This window comes from Dulcicalothrix desertica PCC 7102 (assembly GCF_003991905.1).
In the GTDB taxonomy this organism is placed as follows: domain Bacteria; phylum Cyanobacteriota; class Cyanobacteriia; order Cyanobacteriales; family Nostocaceae; genus Dulcicalothrix; species Dulcicalothrix desertica.
In genome coordinates this window covers 316,980-339,468 of record NZ_RSCL01000010.1, presented here as the reverse complement: position 1 = coordinate 339,468, position 22,489 = coordinate 316,980, and the positions used below count along the sequence as shown (strand labels likewise).

General features: G+C 38.5%; 16 protein-coding genes and 2 tRNA genes. 6 read left to right on the top strand and 12 right to left on the bottom strand.

The window, feature by feature from the left end; all coding sequences use genetic code 11:
• Window positions 1-100: 100 nt before the first annotated feature.
• From DSM106972_RS22485 to murA, 3 genes are all read right to left on the bottom strand, one after another.
• Window positions 101-185 (bottom strand) — tRNA-Leu (locus DSM106972_RS22485).
• On the bottom strand, window positions 164-1,042 hold the full coding sequence (locus DSM106972_RS22480; protein ID WP_127082803.1) for a M48 family metallopeptidase: 879 nt from the start codon (window positions 1,040-1,042) through the stop codon (window positions 164-166). Before DSM106972_RS22480 ends, DSM106972_RS22485 begins: the two co-directional genes overlap by 22 nt.
• A gap of 130 nt (window positions 1,043-1,172) precedes the next feature.
• Window positions 1,173-2,552: a UDP-N-acetylglucosamine 1-carboxyvinyltransferase gene (murA, locus tag DSM106972_RS22475; RefSeq protein ID WP_127082835.1), complete on the bottom strand. Its 1,380-nt coding sequence runs from the start codon at window positions 2,550-2,552 to the stop codon at window positions 1,173-1,175.
• 177 nt (window positions 2,553-2,729) lie between these two features.
• Between murA and DSM106972_RS22470 the strand changes: the two genes are divergently transcribed.
• Together DSM106972_RS22470 and DSM106972_RS22465 are read left to right on the top strand one after the other, a co-directional pair.
• Window positions 2,730-2,811, top strand: a tRNA-Leu gene (locus tag DSM106972_RS22470).
• 117 nt (window positions 2,812-2,928) lie between these two features.
• The gene (locus DSM106972_RS22465; protein WP_127082802.1) at window positions 2,929-3,711 is read left to right on the top strand and encodes a TrmH family RNA methyltransferase; all 783 of its coding nucleotides are present in this window, start codon (window positions 2,929-2,931) and stop codon (window positions 3,709-3,711) included.
• 38 nt (window positions 3,712-3,749) lie between these two features.
• Here the strand turns inward: DSM106972_RS22465 and DSM106972_RS22460 are convergent, their stop codons facing one another.
• From DSM106972_RS22460 to DSM106972_RS22440, 5 genes are all read right to left on the bottom strand, one after another.
• A complete protein-coding gene (locus tag DSM106972_RS22460; RefSeq protein WP_127082801.1) occupies window positions 3,750-3,989 on the bottom strand; it encodes a hypothetical protein in 240 nt (79 codons plus the stop codon).
• A gap of 120 nt (window positions 3,990-4,109) precedes the next feature.
• The gene (gene era, locus DSM106972_RS22455) at window positions 4,110-5,066 is read right to left on the bottom strand and encodes a GTPase Era (protein ID WP_127082800.1); all 957 of its coding nucleotides are present in this window, start codon (window positions 5,064-5,066) and stop codon (window positions 4,110-4,112) included.
• A 153-nt stretch (window positions 5,067-5,219) separates the two neighbouring features.
• Entirely contained in the window at window positions 5,220-6,344 is a 1,125-nt protein-coding gene (locus DSM106972_RS22450) for a M14 family metallopeptidase (RefSeq protein ID WP_127082799.1), read from the bottom strand.
• Window positions 6,344-6,685 (bottom strand): hypothetical protein, encoded by a 342-nt coding sequence (locus tag DSM106972_RS22445; protein WP_127082798.1) that lies wholly within the window; start codon window positions 6,683-6,685, stop codon window positions 6,344-6,346. The genes DSM106972_RS22450 and DSM106972_RS22445 overlap by 1 nt, the downstream gene beginning before the upstream one ends.
• Before the next feature lie 214 nt (window positions 6,686-6,899).
• Window positions 6,900-7,469, bottom strand: a complete 570-nt coding sequence (locus DSM106972_RS22440; RefSeq protein ID WP_127082797.1) for a hypothetical protein — start codon at window positions 7,467-7,469, stop codon at window positions 6,900-6,902.
• 157 nt (window positions 7,470-7,626) lie between these two features.
• Between DSM106972_RS22440 and DSM106972_RS22435 the strand changes: the two genes are divergently transcribed.
• Window positions 7,627-8,997, top strand: a complete 1,371-nt coding sequence (locus tag DSM106972_RS22435; RefSeq protein ID WP_127082796.1) for a carotenoid oxygenase family protein — start codon at window positions 7,627-7,629, stop codon at window positions 8,995-8,997.
• A gap of 232 nt (window positions 8,998-9,229) precedes the next feature.
• Here the strand turns inward: DSM106972_RS22435 and DSM106972_RS22430 are convergent, their stop codons facing one another.
• Complete coding sequence (locus DSM106972_RS22430; RefSeq protein ID WP_233787404.1) at window positions 9,230-10,861, bottom strand: MFS transporter; 1,632 nt, start codon at window positions 10,859-10,861, stop codon at window positions 9,230-9,232.
• A gap of 166 nt (window positions 10,862-11,027) precedes the next feature.
• Here DSM106972_RS22430 and DSM106972_RS22425 point away from each other — a divergent pair, with 166 nt between their 5' ends.
• Entirely contained in the window at window positions 11,028-11,783 is a 756-nt protein-coding gene (locus DSM106972_RS22425) for a sterol desaturase family protein (RefSeq protein WP_127082795.1), read from the top strand.
• A gap of 173 nt (window positions 11,784-11,956) precedes the next feature.
• Here DSM106972_RS22425 and DSM106972_RS22420 read toward each other — a convergent pair whose 3' ends face one another.
• The 3 genes from DSM106972_RS22420 to DSM106972_RS22410 all read right to left on the bottom strand — a co-directional run bounded on the left by DSM106972_RS22420 (window position 11,957) and on the right by DSM106972_RS22410 (window position 19,044).
• Window positions 11,957-13,585 carry an AAA-like domain-containing protein gene (locus tag DSM106972_RS22420; protein ID WP_127082794.1) on the bottom strand — a complete coding sequence of 543 codons (1,629 nt, stop codon included), beginning with the start codon at window positions 13,583-13,585 and terminating at the stop codon, window positions 11,957-11,959.
• A gap of 78 nt (window positions 13,586-13,663) precedes the next feature.
• The gene (locus DSM106972_RS22415; RefSeq protein ID WP_127082793.1) at window positions 13,664-15,337 is read right to left on the bottom strand and encodes an AAA-like domain-containing protein; all 1,674 of its coding nucleotides are present in this window, start codon (window positions 15,335-15,337) and stop codon (window positions 13,664-13,666) included.
• A 203-nt stretch (window positions 15,338-15,540) separates the two neighbouring features.
• Complete coding sequence (locus DSM106972_RS22410) at window positions 15,541-19,044, bottom strand: WD40 domain-containing protein (protein ID WP_127082792.1); 3,504 nt, start codon at window positions 19,042-19,044, stop codon at window positions 15,541-15,543.
• A gap of 218 nt (window positions 19,045-19,262) precedes the next feature.
• On the opposite strand from DSM106972_RS22410, the gene hslO reads away from it, so the two are divergent.
• On the top strand, window positions 19,263-20,165 hold the full coding sequence (gene hslO, locus DSM106972_RS22405) for an Hsp33 family molecular chaperone HslO (RefSeq protein WP_127082791.1): 903 nt from the start codon (window positions 19,263-19,265) through the stop codon (window positions 20,163-20,165).
• A 156-nt stretch (window positions 20,166-20,321) separates the two neighbouring features.
• Window positions 20,322-22,430, top strand: a complete 2,109-nt coding sequence (locus DSM106972_RS22400; protein WP_127082790.1) for a coiled-coil domain-containing protein — start codon at window positions 20,322-20,324, stop codon at window positions 22,428-22,430.
• The last annotated feature ends 59 nt before the right edge of the window (window positions 22,431-22,489 follow it).

Genomic DNA, 22,489 nt, shown 5'->3' with positions numbered 1-22,489 from the left:
ATCTGTAGCGATTATTACTTGAACAAAAAAAAAGACGTATTAAATTACGTCTTTTCTTATCCAGAACTTCTGATTTAAAGTTTTGTGTTATTTACAAACATGGGCGAGGAGAGAATCGAACTCTCACGCCTTTATAGGGCGGCAGATTTTGAGTCTGCTGCGTCTACCAGTTTCGCCACCCGCCCTTGGGTGCAACCTCATTATTATAATCTACCTTCGTATGATTTTGCAATAGTTTTTGATATTCTTTGCTAGAAGACCAGCGGTCAATTTCGCGAGCGCGTAGTACAGGGACTGGGTGGGTAAGTTGAGCGGTGCGTGCAGCTTTAAAGGTTTCGCCAATTTCGGTCTTACTAATATCATCATAGTCGCGTGCTTGAGCAATAAATGCATCAAGGTTGAGTTGCGGCGCTATCTTTGGGGAACCACCAGCAAGTTTCATGAGTACTGACATTACGACCTTGGGGTCACCAGTTGCGAGTAATGCAGCACGGTCGCAGGTAAATTCAGCACATCGTACCCACTCTAAAAGCTGTGCTTGTATAGCTTGGGCAAGAAAGGCGCCGACTGTAGGGACAGCAGTAGCGGCTAGAATTAGTAAATTAACTGGAGTTAAATAAACGCTATGGTCACATTTAAGATGTCCTAACTCGTGTGCGATAACTGCTTGAATTTCTTGAGGAGTTAGCATATCGATGAGCGAAGTGTGAACCACGATAAATGGTTGTTTACCACGCATTGCAAAAGTATAGGCATTTGGCGCCGGATGTTGTCGAATGTAAAGTTGTGGTGGCTCAATATCGAGCATTTTACAAGCTTCGAGGAGCAAATTGTGAAGTTCTGGGAGTTGGTTTTGTCCAACCAAAACACTGGAAGCAATATTTTCGACGTAAAAAACCTGTTCTGCCAGAGGTCCTAAAAGGTTACGCACCATCATATCCAGTCCTGGTATTTGCTTGAGCGCTTTGGTGGCTTCTAAGTCAAGAGGATGGCGAAATGAGTCAGCTTTCAAACCAATTAATTGATTTTTTAATATAGACATAATTAAGTGTAGTGGGGTGCGTAACGCACCAATTGCTATAGATATTATAACGAGATAATATAAAGGGTCGGGCAAGGATGCCCAACCCACAAGAGTTGATTATAATCAAATCAAAAATTTGATTTTGGTTTTACTTTGGCGCCAAATAAGGTGCGGTTTCATCTGCTTCAGTTTCAGCTTCGGAGACGCGCTTAATTTTTGCTCCTACTGAAAGTAATTTCAAATCAAGACGGTCGTAACCTCGGTCTAAAAACTGTAATCCTTTGATGGTTGTTAGACCGCTAGCGGCTAAACCAGCTACAACTAAAGCAGCAGCAGCACGTAAATCACTACCAATTACAGGCGCACCAGATAGTACAGGCACTCCTCGAATAAAAGCAATATTGCCTTTAACGCGAATATCAGCTCCTAAACGATTTAGTTCTGAAGCGTGACGCAGGCGATTTTCAAATACAGTTTCGTTTATTAAGCTATCGCCATCTGCTACAGCCATCAACGACATAAATGGAGCTTGCATATCGGTAGGAAAACCTGGATGTGGCAACGTTTCAATGTCAGCAGCTTTAAGAGCATCTGCTGGCTTGATACGTAGACTATTAGTTCCTTCCTCAATAATGGGAACCCCCATTTCTCGTAGTTTGGCAATAACTGGCAAAAGATGTTCGGGTACTACTGGTGATAATAATAAATCTGAACGTGTAATTGCGCCCGCTGTTAAAAACGTGCCTGCTTCTATACGGTCAGGAATTACTGTGTAATCAGTTGAATGTAATTTTTCTACACCAACAATTGTAATTGTGCTTGTGCCAGCACCCTGAATTTTGGCGCCCATCGACTTACAGAAGTTCGCTAAATCAACTACTTCTGGTTCACGAGCAGCATTTTCAATCAGAGTTTCACCGTCTGCCAATGTTGCCGCCATCATTAAGGTTTCGGTGGCGCCTACACTAGGAGAGTCAAGATAAATTTTGGCGCCTTTGAGCCTACGGTTACTACCAGGAACGTAAGCGTTACAAATGCCATGTTCAATTTGTACTTCTGCTCCCATCGCTTGTAGACCACGAACATGTAAGTCTACAGGTCTGGCGCCAATGGCACAACCACCAGGCAAAGGCATTTGAGCTACACCCAATCGGGCTAAAATCGAACCAATTGCAAAAAAGCTTGCTCGTAACTGGGTGACAAGTTCATAAGGAGCTTTAGAAGTAGCAAAGTCTTTGGCGTTGATATCTAATACTTCGCCATCGCGCTTAACACCAACACCCAAAGCTAATAAAACTTGACTCATGCGCTCCACATCAGCCAGCATTGGCACGTTGCGAATGCGGCAATCTTCAGAACATAGTAAAGCACCAGCCATTAACACCAGCGCCGAATTTTTGGCTCCGCTAATTTTGACATGGCCCTGTAAAGGATGCCCTCCCCATATTTGCAAGACTGAGGAGTCTGCTTCGGGTGACGACTTGGCATCTGATAAGCCGCTAAGTGGACTGATAAGCCTACCCTCCAGAAACAAGAATTAAATTTATACGTTGGAAGTTGGTTAAGATTCTACAGTAAAGAATTAATTTGTCTACATTTTTAGACTACATAAACAAGAAAATAATTACATCAAGAGTCAAAAGTACGGTATTGACAAGAAAAGATAAGTAAGTCACAATTATAGACTGTTAGTTAAAACAAGCCAGCGGAACTGGCGGAATTGGCAGACGCGCATGATTCAGGTTCATGTGCCGCAAGGCTTTCGGGTTCAAGTCCCGAGTTCCGCATTTTAATAAGTAAAAAGTGCTGAGTGCAAAGAGAAGTGCTGAGTTAAAAGTGCTGAGTGCTGAGTAATATCTTTAAACTCCTACTTAGCACTCAGCACTCAGAACTTTACACTATTTATGTTAACAAGTTTACAAAATCCTCTAGTAAAGCAAATTCGCAAGCTGCACTCTTCTAAAGAGCGTCACAGTCAGGATTTGCTATTACTCGAAGGAACGCATTTGCTAGAAGAAGCTTATGCTGTTGATTATCCTTTAATGACTTTATGTTGCACAGAAAAATGGCAAACAACACATTTTGAACTGTGGGAGAAAGCTTCTCAAAAATGTATGCGTGCAGAAGTAGTCAGTGAAGAAGTATTAAGTGCGTTAGCAACAACAGTACAACCGGATGGAGTTGTTACAACGGCCAAGCGGAATTATCAAGTAAAAAAAATACCATTTTCTGGGTTAGTGCTTGCTTTAGAGACAATTCAAGACCCAGGTAATTTAGGTACAATTGTTCGCACGGCTGCTGGTGCGGGTGTATCTGGACTATGGCTTAGTAAAGGGAGTGTCGATTTAGACAACCCTAAAGTGATGAGAGCGAGCGCAGGGCAATGGTTGAGAGTTCCAATGTCTGTAAGCGAAGATTTAAAAAATACAGTTAGTTTAGCTAAAAACGCTGGAATGCAAATAGTGGCAACATTACCAGGCGCCGCAAAAACTTATTGGGAAGTAGACTGGCAAAAACCAAGTTTGATTTTGTTAGGTAATGAGGGTGCGGGGTTATCAGAAGAATTGGTGGCAATGGCGGATATACAAGTGAATATACCCCTTAGCGCAAACGTTGAGTCATTAAACGTTGCCATTGCCTCAGCACTGCTGCTATACGAAGCAATGCGACAGAAGCATTCATTGTAATAATTACTTTAGTAATTCAGTAATTACTGAAGTAATTATTACGATGAGGGGTCTTTTTTGTGCTTACTTTCAAAATATTGTTCGATGTCAGCGACTGCATCCTCCCAAGCTGCCAGGTCTATGTTTAGTTCGTCAGGTGACTGAGTTGGAATTTGCTCTTCGGGTAGTGGTGCCTCGTCTTCTAGAAGGTTTTCTTGGAGAATATCTTCTAGTTCATTGAGGGATTTAAGGAAATCTTGGTCGGCAGCGAGTCGCTGTTCTTGCTGGTTTGGCTCCATCGTCTTAAATGAAAGTAATTATAAGTTGAATAAATAATTAACTATTAATTTCCTTAATTATTATTCCCACTCATACAAAAAAACTATCAACATGCATCAAATATACTATGTTATTCTTAACTATTCTTCAACTCGATAGCCAAGTTCAGCGAGTCGAATTCGTGACTGGCGCCATTTAGGCTGTACTTTCACGAACAATTCTAGATATACTTTACCTGCAATCAATTTTTGAATCTGCTCACGTGCGGCACTACCGATAGATTTGAGCATAGTTCCACCTTTCCCAATTAAAATTCCTTTTTGCGAATCGCGCTCAACATTAATCGTCGCGATAACACGGGTAATAGTAGGTGTTTCCTCAACCTGGTCGATAGCAACAGCAACAGAGTGAGGAACTTCTTCGCGTGTCAGCAAAAGTATTTGTTCGCGGATAAGTTCACCCATAATAAAGCGTTCGGGTTGGTCGGTAACTAAATCGGGTGGATAATAATAGGGTCCTGTTTCTAACCTTTCGATTAATTTATCTTCAAGCTGTGGCAGTCCCTGACCGTTTTGGGCAGAAAACTTAATCGTCTGCCATTTGTGTAACTCAGCCATCTGCATATAGCTAGCATCAATTGCATCGGCATTCTGTGGTTGTTGGTCAATTTTGTTTAATCCTAGAACTATAGGAGTTTGACTACGACTAACTAAATCAGCAATGTACAAATCACCCGTACCACAACTCACAGAAGCATCAACAACAAATAATACAACATCAACCGATTCAATGGCTATTTTGGCATTTTGTACTAAAACTTCACCCAATTGGTGATGGGGTTTATGAATTCCTGGAGTATCGACGAATATTAACTGAGCTTTTGGTGTCGTCAAAATTCCACGCAAACGGTTCCGCGTTGTTTGCGCCACGGGTGAAGTTATGGCAATTTTTTGACCTACTAATTGATTCATCAAAGTAGATTTACCGACATTGGGACGACCAATAATACCGATAAATCCCGACTTAAATTCAGGAGGTGCCTGGGGAATCATCACCTCTTCTGAAAATGAATACATGTCATTTTCAATACTGCTCACTTATAACTCCACCCTTAAATTATGATTCTAACCTTACTTGATTTCTGGTAAATACTACCACCCAAGTCTAATCTATTATTATGCCTTATATCTAGACTATAATCTTCTTGTGGAACTCTAATCCTTGCCCGTAAAATATTCACAATTATTGTATTAACCCACCCCTATCACAAATTCGCCTTCATTCACCGCTTGATTAGTCGAAATATCATAAACTAACCCCTCGGCTTGCGCGTGTATATCGATTACTTGAGGTAACTCACCCTGCTTATTAAAACTTAATATCTTATAAATAATTTCTCCCACTTTCACAGACTTACCTAAATTGACTCTATCTTGAATCATTCCGCCAATCGGAGCAAAATATTTGATATCAGCGCGTCTAATAAACATCATTTGATTATTTAATCTAGTACTTTCAAAAAAAAGAGAATTACTAAGAACGCATTTTTGAATCAAATAATTTTTAATCCCCTCAATACCTCGCGTTACAGAATCCAAATTAATTTGCATTCCCGTACCAAGCTCAAGAGTCCAAGCATCGACATCAAACTTAATTTCTCTACCTAGAGATTGAAAGTGCTGTTCCAAAGCTAGCCAAGGTTTAATAAAAGCTTCATCAAACGCATCACCATCATACTCATCTAGTAAAATTCCGAAATCAAGTAAAAAATATTTAGAACTCTGTTCACGGTTATGAAAATAATAGAGATAATTCAACCCTTGATTGGTTGAACTATGTAAATCAATCAAATAGTCAGCATCTAAACTAAGTGACTGTAGCTTGTAGCGGAACTTTTGAGTAAAGGGGACGCTGCTCGAAGAATTAATTTTTTCTAAAAGTTGAGCGAATTTGTGCTTGATAATGGTTAGATAGTTGTGTCTGACGACCTCTATTTCCAGCAGAAGTTGAGATTTAGCAAAAGCTGCTAAATCATCAGCTTCTTTTTCGTAGTCCCAAAAAATCCGATTCCAGTCTTTCGCTTCGTAGGTACAATAGCGTCCTGGCGAAAAGTGTTGTGCGCGTTCATTTGTTCCCATTGGGTTACAAACGGGAACCAGCCAAATTTCCCCGACTAAATAAGTAGCATCGATACTTAACAAAAATTCAATAAGCTGATGTATTACAGCATTACCAGAAATTTCGGCACCATGTAAGTTTGATTGGATATAAACTTTTTTGCCAGATTGGGCGCCGATAAACTTGTAAACTTGTAGTGACAAAACATCACCAGAAGCCATGTGTCGCAAAGGAATTGTCTCAATAATAGGCTGCATCAACGTGAACCAGGATATTCAGGAGCGCGAAATTCTATTGTTAACGGTTGATTGGGTGATTTTTTTTCCACTTTCGTAAAAGGTCTTCTGCGGTTATTTGCAACGGCGCCTCGTTTTTTGGCTTTAATATTAGGTGGTTTAGCTTTGGGTCTTAGAGTTGAGCCACGTTTAACTTTACGCCCTTGAGCGCGTCTGTAAGGGTACTCCTTAAAAATACTGGGGCGAGGATTTAACTGTGCTTCTGCGGGAGTATCAAATGATAAACTCACACTAGTAGCTACCATTAATGTTGTTAATAACACTAGCTTTTTAATCCAAGTTGTGCAATCAAGTAGATTCATAGATGTAAACCATAATCAATTACTGATTGTTTCACATGCAAAGTATAGTGTCGTTAAACACATACAGCACTCGACATCACTATACATCTCTTGTTATCCAAGCTGTTATAGTAGCTGCTGCATAAAAAAAATGTATTAATAATTACTAATACATTCTTTAAGAGCGGGTTTAGGAAATTTTTCATTCAGTGCCAAGATATCGGTTAACCCGCCCTTACCTGGTTGTGCGTGTTCCGGTTAAGACAATTTTATATTTGATTTGTTCAGGCTTTGCATTTTGATAGCAAGTATCAATTGGTACATCAGCCGCACATTTCACATCTTTAGGCAAACTTGATTCAATATTGAGTAATACTAAATTATTACCTTTATTAAACCTCATTATTTTACCTTCAGAACCATCAGCGGCGCCACTTTTCTCTTCTTTCCATTCTTGTTTGATAAGTATTGCTTCTAGTGGCTTTGCAACATCGGCAATAGATTTAAAGCTTTTAGCAGTGCTTTGCGTCGTTATCTGACACGCAGTTCCTTTAACCTTATTAATTGTGTCCTCAAATGATATCTGTGATTCTAACTTAATTTCTGAAGGCTTTTTTTTAAGGCTACCTACAACATAATCTCTAATACCGATACATGCTGTTTGAGATAAAGGTTCTAACTTACTGGTCGAAACTAGTTTTTTAACTGGTTTTGGTGCTGCAAAACCGACAATACAAGTCAAAACAAAACATACTGGCACTCCTAAGCAAGCCAGTAGAAACACACTGGTATTTTTGTTAAACATAATACTTGTTGCCGAATTAGAATGAAGAAAAAGTATTTCAGTTATATTTGCCAGCGTCAAGTGACTTTGAAAACAGTTTTTATATCTTTACCTCGCCAACTCAATATTTTCACGCCAGAATAGTACAGGAGATTACATATCGAACTCACACACAAACATGACAGTAACGACAGCCAATCCTTATCTGGAAGGTAATTTCGCCCCAGTTAAGGATGAAATTACGAGTGATGCTTTAAAAGTTATTGGTACAATACCTCCTGAACTATCAGGAATGTTCCTCCGTAATGGTCCAAACCCTCAATGGGCGCCTATTGGTCAATACCATTGGTTTGACGGAGATGGAATGCTCCACGGTGTTCATATTAATAACGGTAAAGCTACATACCGCAACCGCTATATCAGAACACGGGGTTTTCACATAGAAAACCAAGTTGGTAAAGCTGTATGGAGCGGACTATTAGAACCTCCACAACCAAATAATCAGTATGGGCCAGGAAAAAACACAGCAAACACCGCACTCGTATGGCACGCAGGTCAACTATTAGCAACATGGGAAGGTGGGGCGCCGCACGCTATCAAAACACCAGAGTTAGATACAATCGGGGAATATACTTATAACAACAAGCTAACATCAGCCTTTACAGCACACCCAAAAGTAGACCCAGTAACGGGTGAAATGATGTTCTTCGGTTATGGCTTTGCACCACCTTACGTAAAATACAGTGTAGTATCAGCAACAGGCGAATTATTGAGAACAGTACCCATTGATATACCAATGGCGGTAATGATGCATGATTTTGCAATTACCGAAAACTATACAATATTCATGGACTTGCCCTTAACTTTTAGTATCCAACGAATGCAACAAGGGCTACCAGGACTAATGTTTGAACGTAACAAACCCAGTCGTTTTGGTATTCTGCCACGTCATGGAAATAATAGTAATATTCGCTGGTTTGAAACTCCTGCTTGTTATATTTTCCATACCCTCAACGCTTACGAAGAAGAAGACGAAGTAGTACTTATTGCTTGTCGCATGAGTCACACTAATGTTTTAATGTCAGAAAATACACAAGAAGATGGAGGTATTCCTCGCTTATATCGCTGGAAATTTAACTTAAAAACCGGAAGCGTATGCGAAGAAATGCTCGATGACACACCATCTGAATTTCCGCGCATCAACGAAAACCTACAAGGACGAAAAACTCGTTACGGTTATAGTGGAAAAATAGCGCCGACTTCTGTACCTTTATTTGATGGTGTAATTAAATACGATTTGGAAAAATCAACATCGCAAATTCATAACTTTGGCAAAGGTTGTTACGGTGGTGAAGCAGTATTTGCACCCTCTAACAAAAACACACACGAAGACCAAGGTTGGTTGATCACCTTCGTATTTGATAGCAACACCGAAACATCAGAACTTGTAATTATTAACGCTCAAGATATCACAAGTGAACCAGTCGCGCGTGTACTTATTCCTCAACGAGTACCTTACGGTTTTCATGGCGCCTGGGTTTCATTTTAAATAGTCCCTGGCAACGGATATAACGGATGTAACGGATGAGTAGCATCTTTTTCCTGTCATGCTGAGGAACGAAGCATCTCTTTTTTGTCATGCTGAGGAACGAAGCATCTCTTTTTTGTCATGCTGAGGAACGAAGCATCTCTTTTTTGTCATGCTGACTTGATAAATTATAGAGATGCTTCACTATGTTCAGCATGACATTTAAAGGCACTCCTAACTCCTAACTTTTTACTCAGCACTCAGCACTTTCTACTCTCTTTTTTGAGTAAAGCATTTCTGAAACTTTCGGTGCCTCCGAGCCAATATGATAGGCAAGCACTCGGTCTTCGATTACCTTATCACTCACTGTTACTCGTTCAAACTGGCGCCGATGTTCTGCCCAAGATTCGACGAGTGCTGTTTCTACAAAACGACTTGGATTAGATACATCTTGATATAATCCCCATTGAATTGCACCGTCACGGCGCCGAATTTGTGCGAGTGCTTGCATGGCTAAAGTAAATTCTTCGGCTTTATTAGGGTCAATATAATATTCAAGCGTTACTAAAACTGGTCCATCGTTTGGACAAGGTTCAAAAGCATGTGTCGGTTGATCCCAATGTAGCGATGCTCGCAAATCTAAAAGTTCTGAACATTTGAGCCGAAAACGCGCAGTAATAAAGATGGCTACTAACAAACCAATGCCTGCTGCTGCAAGAGATGTAGATAAAGTAGTATGTTGAGCTAAAGTACCCCACAGCAAACTCCCCAAACTCATACCACCTTGAAATACTAATAGCTGTACAGAAAGAGCGCGCGCTTTTACCCAGTTTGGTACGGCACTTTGAGCAGCTACATTCAAACTTACCATTACCCCTAACGAAGAAATTCCCACTAACAACATAACTGCACAAGTTATGTAAAAGTTACGTTGTGAAGCAATTATCAGCATCATTAAACCCATTACTGCCGAACAACCAGCAACTATTCTGTCGATGGAAAACTTCTGTCGCAGCTTGGGTAATACAAAAGCTCCAGCTAATCCGCCGATTCCCCAAAAACCCAAAATAATACCATAACCCAAAGCATCAAGTTTTAGCTCTTTACGTGCAAGTAAAGGTAGTAATGCAAACAACGCGCTAGCAAAGAAAATATAGCCAATTGTTCTGAATATAATTGATTGAAATACTGGTGCATTACTAACGTAGCGAACACCTGCTTGGATAGCGCCTACGACACGTTCGGCAGGTAAAACACTTTGCTGATGTACACGTTTCCAAGTGTAAATTACCCAAATTACACTTATAAATGATGCTGCGTTGAGTAAAAATACTACACCTGTTCCCGCTGAAGCAATAATTATACCTGCTAGTGCTGGACCAATTGAGCGTGAAAGGTTAACGACTATTCCGCTTAACGTCACTGCTTGCGGTAGTTCTTCTTTTGTGACAAGTTCGGGTGTTACAGCTTGCCACACTGGCATATTCATCGAGCTACCAATGCTCATCGCAAAAGTTAAACCTAGTAATATCCAAGGTGAAGCGGGATTCGACGGCGCCACTATTCCTGTTACTGTTAATAAACCTAACGAAGTAGCAACTAACAGCATCCAAGATTGGGTGTACAGTAGAACCTGACGACGGTCAACAACATCAGCAATGGCGCCAGCAGGTAAAGCCAGTAAGAAAAAGGGTAAGCTAGATGCAGCTTGTAATAACGCAACGAGTATTGGAGAATTAGGCGCCAGAGTTGTCATTAACCATGCGGCGCCAACATCGTGCATCCAAGTTCCAACGCTTGATATTGCAGAAGCTATCCAGAGCGCGCGGAATACCTGCTGTTTAAGTGGACTCCACATCGATGTTGATATTGCTGATGCTGCCATATAAAAAGCAAAGTGAATATAAGAGCCTTTGCTTCAGAGGATATATTTTTCACATACAATATGCAACTACATGACCAAAATAAAAGTTATAACAGACGAAAGAACAATAAAAGGCTAGTAGCAAAATTGACATGTTGATACCATGATAGGAGTTGATAATTTAAAAATGGATTGGCAATCGCTGACTATTGTTAGTAGTGTTTTATTATTTGGATTTCTAGAGAATATCTTTCCCTTTTTTCATTTCCAATCTACCTTTGACCAAAGAACTTACCCTAATATTATTTTGGGTGTTCTTAATGTTACAGTAAATAGTCTGACAATAGCTGCGGTTTTACATTGGATATGGCGCCAGAAAATGTGGTATGGCTTTTTGCATTATGTCAAACTACCTTGGTTGTCAATTTGTATATCTTTTGTATTGCTTGATTTATATTTATATGTATGGCATCGCATGATGCACAGCTTTTCATTTGCGTGGAGATTTCACAAAGTTCACCACACAGAAATTTCGATGAATACATCGACAGCATACCGCTTTCACATAGTCGAAGTAATATCATCTAATATACCGAAACTTCTATTAGTATGGTTATTCGGTATTCAACCAGTACATTTACTGGTGTATGAATTGACACTAGCTATCGAATTAGTTTTTCACCATAGTAATTGGGCAATACCTAAAAAAGTCGATAAATTACTAAGTAAAATCATTGTAACCCCAAACTTTCATCGATTACACCACTCACAGGTTTTTGAAGAAAGTCAATCTAACTATGCAAGTTTTTTCTCATTTTGGGATAAAATGTTTAAATCTTACTCATATCCAAAGTATCCAGAAAAAATCAAGCTAGGTTTATCTCAACACAACCATGACCTGAATATACTAAAATTAATCCTACTCCCATTAAAAAATAATTAAACAATATTGTCATGTTGAACGTAGTGAAACATCTAATCATAACTTAGCAATGTCATGTTGAACGCAGTGAAACATCTAATACTACACAAACTTATAGAGATTCTTCGCTACGCTCAGAATGACAAAAAATTTATAGATTATTTGCTACGCTCAGAATAAGAATAAATTACAATTTAAAAACCATACCGAAAATTACAACTAACAAAAGTATAATCACCTTGAAATTTTTTCGACTCATTTAATGCTTTTACAGCTGCATCAGTGAAAACATTATGAGATACATCCATATCTGGAATTACACTAGCAACTCCAACACTAATAGTAACAATAGGAAACTCTAACATTTTATTTGTAGTGATAACATGTTTAATAGCTAAATTTTTAACTTGTTCTCGAATATTATCTGCTATTTTAACAGCTTTTCTGGCATTAGTATTTGGCAAAACTATTGCAAAAGCATCATCTTTATAGCGTGCAATTAATACATTTTGTTTATTATAATCCACAGTATTACGAACGACATTTGCAACTTGCCATAAACATATATCTCCTGCTTCTTGCCCATACATAGCGTTATATATTCTAAAATTGTCAACATCGAATAAAGCTATTGATAATGGAGTATTTTCAACATTAGCTTTTCGCCACCAATAATCTAAAAAAGCATCAAGATAACGTTTGTTATAAATTTGTGTAGTGTTATCAATCAAATGAATATGTGTATTGATAGGTGTATGCGTATCAGTTTGCTTTTGAGAAAATATTCGGTCGAAGTCTTGCTGTGCAAAAAATTGACGGTACAACTCACAAAAAACACGACAGCGGTTCCCTTCTATTTTGATTAAACCGATGCTTTCAAGTTTGTATGCAATTTTATTGTCTAACTGTACTGAATCACCGTATTGAATTAATTTTTGGAACGCTACTGCTAATTCTGGATACTTTTGAAGTGTTATAAGTAATCTTTGTAAATGTGTAGCATAAATTTCGTCAAGCTTTATGACATCTTTAAATATAGCTTGCGGGTTATCAGAAGCATACCTGGCTAATTCGCAAAGCGCAAGTTGTACTAAATAAGGATGTCCCCCTACTAAAGATTCCAGTTCTTTAGCTTGATTGTGCTGTGTTGTACTCCAGCCTAACCCATAAAGTGCAGCTAATTCCTGAATTTCTTCTAAGCTGAATTCAAGTAGTTTAATTGATAATCCAATATTAAAAGGCGATTCATATGTATTTAAGGTTATATAAATTTCTGTTGAGTAAACTAAAATTAACCTCAAGTCTTTAAATACATCATTATGTTTTGCTTCTTCATGCCAAGAACGTAACAATCCTAAAAAGTTTTGAGCAATATCAGGGTATTCAAATATTTTATTTAACTCGTTAATAATTAAAACTACAGGGTTATTTATATTATTTAATAAATACTCTTGAAAATAAATAGTACAATTAATTTTGCAGTTAATATCATTATCCCAGTAATTATTTAAATTTGCTGTTAAATGTAATTGTTGACAAGTAACTGCACAAAACCAGTGCAAAAATTTGTCTATAGAAGTAAATATATCTAGGTCTGCAAGCTGTAAATCGATATATACCGTTTGATAATTAATTTTTTTTGTTTGCTCGATTAGTCGAAATATAAGCGAAGTTTTACCCATTTGCTGAGACGCTTTAATCCGGATAAGACTTCCTTCTTTACATACTTCCTGATAAATTATTTTTTCTACCTGGCGCCGGATATAGTATATTGAATGTAAAGATACTGGCCCACTTGGTATACAGTAATAATTTACTAACATGTTAATGCCAATCCACTTATTTTTTAAGCTAATTGATAGTATATCAGTAGAATGTTGGCAATTTATTTTAATTATTTTTTAATATTGGGTTTGACTTGATGGTATATCGAAACCACAGTTATAAATGGTACTAAACGAAATACTATTACGTCCGTTTCGCTTTGATTGATAAAGTGCATTACGTGTTGCTTGGATTAATCTATTAGGTGAGATATCATCATCAATAAAAGTTGATGCAATTCCTAAACTTACAGTCAACATCGGAGCAGATAGACCAGACATGACTAAATTATCGTGTGCAATTGCTAAATTCATAACTTGCTTACGGATACTTTCGGCAATGTCAAAAGCAATTTCTGGAGTTCTTCCAGGAAGGATTATGCCAAACTCTCCACCTCCAAAACGTGCAGTTCTAATTGTAAATGTACCGACTGTATAAAAGCTAATTGTGACATCATGAATAACATTAGCTACTTTTTGAATCGATGAGTTTCCTGATTCCCAACCTTTATATTTATTAAAAATTTTCAGATGGTCAATATCTAATAATATCAGAGATAAAGGCGCCTCTTCTTCAGCCACCATTGACCATACTTGATTTAAACTAGTTTCAAAATAGCGCTCATTACCAAGCGTTGTGATATAATCTGAATTAGATAACTGTACTAAATATTGATTATCTTGTTGTAAATTTTTCATGTACTGCCAGACATTTAGTTCTGCTAAATTCTGATAAGAAAAATATTTTCTATATAGCTCGCAGGAAAACGTACAATCTAAATTATTTATATTTACTAATCCTAAACTTTGTAATTTATAAGCTAACAGATGATTTAATCTAGCTTTACCACCGTTATTAATCAATTGTTGAAGTGCAGCTGCAAATTCGGGATTTTTTGTCACTTGAGCTAATAATCCGCGTAAATAAGTACTATAAATACCGCTAATCGTTGGTGCCTGTTCTAAGAGATAATTTAAACTATTATCTGAATGCATAGCCAAATCATAAAGCGTAAGTCGAATTAAATAAGGATGTCCCCCTACTAAAGCATGTAGTTCAAAAGCATTACTCTTCCCAACCTTGCCTTCCCAGTTCAAATTATGCACGTTCGCTAAATGCTGTATCTGCTCAACTGTAAATTCTGGTAAGTTGACAGGTAATCCCACATTGAAAGGAGATTGGTTAATGTTCAAATGTATGTAAATTTCCGTTGAATATACCAATATAAAGCGAAGTTGCTTAAAACCATCGTTATGCTTCGCTTCTTCATACCAAGAACGCAGTAAAGCTAAAAAATCTTGAGCAACAGCAGGATATTCAAACAAACGGTTGAGTTCATTCAAAACTAAAACGACTGGCTTATTTACTTGCTTTAGCAAATACTCTTGAAAATATATAGTACAATTTACCTTCTCCCCAATAAACTCATCATAGTATTCTTTTATCATCGAAGCTATATGCAACTGCTGACTAACATTGGCACCAAACCATAATAAAAGCTTATTGAGAGAAGTAAAAATACCCTCTTCAGCTAATTGAAAGTCTAAATTAACTGTATGGTAGGGAATTGTTTTAGCATAAGCTAGCAAGCGAAGTACCAAAGAAGTTTTTCCTGTCTTCTGTGGTGACTTGATACGGATGAGACTTCCATCTTTGTGAAGTTCTTGATATATCAATTCTTCTAGATGATTATGTCTAATGTAGAAATGCGAATTTAGCGGTACAGGTTCCCAAGGTGTCTCTAAGCTCATTGTTTGTATTGTTTGTATTAAAAGTTAGTTTAGATAAAACTTATCGAAGACAAATGTTACAGTTTAATAGTATATTTTACAACTGTAATTTATAATATTTTCATCGCTCGGCAGTTTAGCTTTATATAGCTGCCATAGAATATTATAGAGCTTATTAAAGTAATATTTGTTATAAATATTCGCTTCTAATAGTTTGATAATACTTATTTACTAACGTCATCGCACAGGCGCCTGTCTTCTTGAACTTCCGCGTTTGTTCTGAGATAGTCACCTGCCCAGCTACAAGCGCGTTGTAAAAAGTCTAAATTTAAAATGTGCTTAACATTCCATAAAATAGCCTTTTGGTCATCACTTGATGAAATTAGGTAATGGGCATCAGGGCTAAAAGCAACTGTCCAAACGGTAGATTCATGTCCAGTAAGAGTTTTCAGTAAAGTTCCATCTCGATTCCAGAGTTTGATAGTGTTTTGCCAAGTTGCTGCCGCTATTATCTTACCATCAGGACTGAATTCAATTCTGCTGAAGGAACTTTTATTATCTTTGATAGTTTTGGCAATAGTGCCATCTATATTCCAAAATTTGATGGTTCCGTCTAAACTAGATGAGGCAATTATATTTTCTTTTGGAGAGAAACTGAGTCCCCAAACAGGAGCATTATGAGCTTCAAAACTTTTATAGATGCGAAACTTCCCCATTTGGTCTCGCTTCCACAGAGCAATTCTACCATCAGAAGACGTTGAGGCAATCAAATTACCATCTGGACTAAATTTAACTGTTGTGACTCTAGAACGATGCCCTTTTAGGGTAGCAACCACACTTCCATCTAACTTCCACAACTTAACACTATTGTCATCACTTCCTGATGCTATAGTTTGTCCGTCAGGGCTAAATGCTATTGTTAGTATTAATGCATCATGTGCCTTAAAAGCTCTTAACCTGGATAAGGATTTATCTATTCTCGGTTGCCAAAGTTCTATACTGCCATCCTCAGTTCCTACAGCAATATTGTTTCCATCCGAACTATATGCAATTGTTGCAAGTGAGGCACCTTGACTTTTAGTACTTTGTAGCAATATGTTATCTTTTTTATACAGGCTAATCGACCGTTCTGCATCAGCAAAAGCAATAATATTACCATCTGGGCTAAAAGCAGGAAATAAAACGGTATTATTCTGACTATAGAAAACGGTTGATAAGCCAGGGTTAACTTTCCACAGTTTGACTGAACCATCTATACTTGCTGAAGCTACTACATCATTATTTGTATTAATTGCAACATCTAATATTTTGCCGTTATGCTTTGCAAAGGTTTTGATTAAAATACCATTTGGTCTCCAAACTTTAATAGTCTTGTCTGAACCAGCAGAAACAATCATCTGCCCATCATGGCTAAAACTTACTGTTAATACCCCAGCTTCATGTCCTTTAAGAGTACCAATATTAGTTCCATCTAGGCGCCACAATTTTACCGTTTTATCTTCACTGGCAGAAGCAATCATTTTGCCGTCAGGACTAAAAGCAACATGTGCAATTGAAGATGAATGACCTTTTATAGTTTTAAAGACACTATATCCCGTTTTATTTTTTTTCCAAACTTTGATTGTTCTATCAAAGCTTGTAGTTGCAATTATACTAGCATCTGAGTTAAAGGTAATACTTGAAATTACAGCATTATGACCTTTGAAAGTCCCAATATTGCACTTTATTTCTTGGCAGCTTTTATCTAAATTCCAAAGCTTAATGAATCTATCAGAACCCACGGATGCAAGTATTTTACTATCAGAACTAAAGGCAATATCCCAAATAGCACCTTGATGCGCTCTAAATGTTTTTATGAAAGTACCATCTAAATTCCATAGTTTTATAGTACCATCAAAACTTGCTGATGCAATAATTTTACCATCTGGACTAAATCTAACTTTCCATACTGTAGAACCATGAGCCTTAATAGTTTTAAAATTGGTACCATCTAATTTCCACAATCTTATAGTTTTATCGGCGCCTCCTGTGGCAATAATTTGATTATCGGGACTAATAGCAACTGTTGCAACTCCGCTTTTATGTCCTATTAACTTATTATATTCACTAACTCCATAAACAGTTTGTTCTAAAACAGATTCAACTTTGTTTTTAATTTCTGAATCTATATAGTTATGTTGTTGTATTTTTCGCTTTGCCTTAATTGCTGCTACCAGCGCATTTAATTCTTGATTCGATGCAAAAATCGCATCAGCAGAAATTGCAAGTGCTTTTATTTCATTTTGTACTGATTGACGATATTGCAACCAAGTTGTTATACCTAAAGTAGTAGACACTGCAAAGGCGCCACTTACAGCTAAAAGTAATAATTTTTGTAACTTAGTAACTCGTCTCTCACTTTCTTGTCTTTTTTGTTCCTCAGCAAGTCGTGCTTCAATTTCTTTAGTACGCTGTGCTTGTAAAATCATCGACGCTTGCTGACGGTCAAATTCCATACTTGCCGCTAAAAACTGGTAATCTAAATCGCTTAAACTTTTACCTTGTGCCCAAATTTGAGCATCAATTAAAGCTTGTCCACGTAAAAGTCGCGATGTATCTTCTTTATTTGTACTAATCCAAGCGTCAAAAGTTTGAGAATAAGGACGAAGATTGCTTAATTGCTGTCTGACCCATTCCAGATTGAATACTTCTTGGTATATTTGACATCTGGTTTTAAGAAAACCTTTATCTTTGACAACTAAACCTGATAATATTAATTCTATTTGCTCACGACTATCATCAACTTTTACTGCTGCCTCTTGTAATATTTGTTGATAAATTCCTAGTATTCTACCAGCCTGCTGATTATGCTTAATTCTATCACGTATTGTTCGCAAATGTTCAGGTTCGTCTTGCGATTCCCAATTCTCAATAATACATTTGTAGATTATATCTTTTATATCTTTAATTGAGGCGCCCTTTTCTTGCCCAATAATGTGACATAACTTTTGTGTGAGAAATGGTTGCCCACTAGTCCAAGCTAAAATCTCCTTCATGCCTTCTTCGGGTTCAGCAATTCCAATTAATCCCTTGACTAAAGGTGCTGTTTCATGGTAGGAAAAACCGTGTATTTCAATTGCGGTGCCAATGTTGAAGGGTGTACGCTTTTTATCGGTAATCAAATCGGAGGGTGTCGCAACTCCAAAAATTGCAAAAGTTAAACGGTTATATTCAGAATTAACGCTTCTTTGGTTATAGCAAAAGCGAATTAAAGCAAAAAAATCAGAAACTTGAAAATTGAGACTCAGAACACTATCAATTTCATCTATAAAAATAGTTATCTTTTCGGTAGATATTTTTTTTAAAACTATATCTTCAATAAAATTACTCAATTTTTGAACAGGAGATACATTTTCCTGCTCATTTAACCAATTCTTTAAACTAACTTGCCCAAAAAGACCTAAAGCTCGCCATAGTTCTGCGATAATACCATAATACCACTGTTGTAAATTTGTATCATGACTCCCAACGCGCGTCATGTCTAAAAACGCGCACTTAAAACCCTCAAGTTGCAATCGATAACTAGTACGCACTAGTACCGAAGACTTACCCATTTGACGACAGTTGAGGACGTAGCAGAATTTTCCAGCTTTCAAAGTTTCGTAAATTTCTTGATCTGCCTGACGTACCACGTAACTGGGTGCATCACGACCCAAACTACCGCCGAGATGATAATGGGATTCGTTCATACAAATTAACCACTCAATAATTATAAGTTAATGGAATATTATTTACTTTAAAAATGTTTTTTTATCAATACTATCGTGTAAATTTCAATATTTTTTAGTCATTGTTTTTAGTTTTTAAGTAATTACTATTTGTGTTGAACGGTAAACCACACCTAACTATTGACCGTTAAGACTTTACAATTAGTTACAGTGTGTATTAAGAAATGTAAGGGTTTTTCATGGCAGACCAATTAATTCGCGCGACAGCGGCAGATGGGGGAATTAGAGCAGTTGGTGCAATTACTACACGTTTAACCGATGAAGCGCGCAGGCGCCACAAACTATCACCAGAAGCGACGGCAGCATTGGGTCGGTCGATGACTGCGGGGTTGCTAATGGCTTCGAGTATGAAACGACCTGGGTCGCGCGTAAATTTGAGAATTAGAGGTGATGGACCTTTAGGTGGTTTGTTAGTTGATGCTGGTTTAGATGGTACGGTGCGAGGGTACGTAAATAATCCGCACGTAGATTTACCGCCCAACCCTAGAGGAAAATTGGATGTGGGTGGCGCCGTTGGTAAAGGTTTTCTTTATGTTGTGCGCGATATTGGATTCGGGTATCCTTATTCGAGTACTGTGGAACTAGTATCAGGAGAAATCGGCGAAGATGTTGCTCATTATTTAGTAACTTCCGAGCAAACCCCTTCCGGATTAATGGTAGGTGTGTTTGTAGATTCGAGTGGAGTCACAGCATCAGGAGGATTGCTTGTACAGGTTTTGCCGAAAGCTGCACGCGATGAAGCACTGGTAGAAACTTTAGAGTCGCGAATGATGGCGCTTAGAGAGTTCACGCCATTGCTGCAAGCTGGTAAAACTTTGCCCGAAATCTTTCAAGATTTGCTGGGAGATATGGGACTCTTTATTTTCCCTGAAACTCAAATGCTTCGCTTTCATTGCGGTTGCTCGTTTGAACGGGTACTTGGCGCCTTAAAATTGTTAGGGGAAACTGAATTGGAGGACATGATTGTTAAAGACAATGGCGCCGAGGTTACGTGTGAGTTTTGCGGCACAGTATACCAAGCAAGTATTGACGACTTGGCAAGTGTAATCAATGAATTGCAAGCCGAATCATCTGTTTCGTAAAGGTATAAAATAGGACTGTAAAAAATATATCTTCATGATATCTGTGGATAAAAGATGGTGCAGAAGCTAGCTTTTTCTCAACGAGGAAGTTACTATGGCAACAACGCAAGTTTCGTTATTAAAACGAATCGCTGTAAAATTACTATGGTGTGAGCAATGACGACAGAACGGGATATTCCAGAAAGTTGGTCGCGTACCACAGGAAACGAGTCAGAAAACATGACCCAACTATCCCGGCAACGGCAACCCTCTGACCAAAAAGCGCCAAATGTCCCAGGTACAAATTCAAACTCAAAGTCTGTGAAGCAGCAACAAGCGAGTAAATCCAAACAAGTGACACCATCACGTCAACCAAAACGCGGGGAAAATTCCCGCCTCGAAACTGACGGTCAGTTGCGAGATGAGACATCATCATCTACAGAGTGGAAATTGCCGCGTTGGACAAAAAGTTGGGTGCTATGGACTGGTTTGTTGGCTTTTGTACCAGGTACTATAGCTTTTATGTCTATGGCAATACTGTTGAAACTGCCTGCTGCGCCCAATTGTCCATCAATTTTTTGGCCCCTCGCGAGTGCTTCGGTACGTTTACACTGCGCTCAAGTGGCAGCTTCTAAAAACAATGTAGAAGATTTGCTGCAAGCTATTAACCTTGTTAAGCAATTGCCATCCAACCATCCCTTACGTGCTGAGGTAGACCGTTATCTTGAAGAATGGTCGCGGGATGTTTTACGATTAGCGGACACTAGCTTTCAGGAAGGCAAATTAGATGAAGCTATTGCCACTGCTAACCGTATCCCATCTGACATGCCAGCGTCCAAAATCGTTAAAGACAAAATCGAGCAATGGCGTTCGATTTGGTCAAAAGGCGAAGAAATCTACAAACAAGCCGAAGAAGGAATGCGTAACGCACGCTGGCAACAAGCGTTTATGGATGCTTCTCGCTTACTGCGCGTAAACAATAAGTTTTGGCAAACTACCAAGTATCAGCAATTAAATAACCTGATTGCTAAGTCTCGTGAAGATGGTGAGAAGTTAGCCAAAGCTGAAGATTTAGCTAAAAACGGTAATATTGATAATTTGAAAAAAGCTATCAAGTTAGCAGAGTCGGTAACTGCTGATAGCTACATGTACCAAAAAGCGCAAGAAGCTATTCCGCTGTTTGGGCGCCAAATGCTCGATATTGCCCAGAAAAGGCTTGATAGTCAAGAAGCTGATGAAGCAATTTCGATTGCTCAACAAATACCGACTAACGCCAACTTACAAACAGAAACTGAAGATTTCATCGCCATTGCCGAAGCACAGCGTAATGCTTGGATTGGTACTACGTCCGGCTTAGAGTCTGCAATTGCCCAAGCACAGCAAATCAGTCCAGAACGGGCAGTATATCAAAAAGCACAGGGTTTAATAGCTCGCTGGCAGTTAGAAATACAGGACGTAACACGTTTAGACAAAGCCCGTACACTTGCTACACAAGGAACGGTAACTGATTTAACAGCGGCAATAGCTGAGGCACAATTAGTACCAGCAAGTAATCCGCGTGCGAGAGAAGCTCGTAGAGAAATAAATCGTTGGGTAGGGCAAATTCAAACAATTGAAGACCGTCCATTTTTAGACCGTGCCGAACAGTTAGCGCTAGTGCAAGATGCAGGTTCACTACAAGCAGCAATAACCGAAGCAAGTCAAATTCGTCGTGGACGGGCATTATATCCAGAAGCACGCAAACGAATTTCTGAATGGACAGCAATAATACAACGCGCTCAAGACCAGCCTTATTTAGACCGTGCGCGTGAATTGGCTAGCAGCGGCGATTTATCGGCAGCAATTCAAACAGCGAGCCAAATAACAGGAAATAGGGCATTATCAAATGAAGCTTTATCCGCAATAGGTGACTGGCAAGGACAAGTAAATGCACGTCAAGACTGGAAGCAAGCAAGGGAAGTAGCGTTACAAGGAACACCAGAAGCACTCGCTCAAGCAATTCGTTTAGCGAAGAGAGTGCCAGAAAGCAGCTTATTACGTAACGACGTCAACCCAGCAATTGACCAGTGGAGTCAGCAAATATTAGATATTGCCCGTACCCAGAGCGAATCTGACCTAGGACGCGCAATCGAAACAGCACGCCTAATTCCACGTGGAACAGCAGCACATAGCTCTGCACGTGACCAAATACGTACATGGCGTGAATATCTCAACCCAGAACCACCACCACAACCCGAACCGCAGCAAACCGAACAATCACAAAATACTACTACAAACGGATTATAAAACTTTCTTTTTAATCTTTTTTTAGAAGCTAAAGGGCATGGCATTTCGCTGTGCCCTTT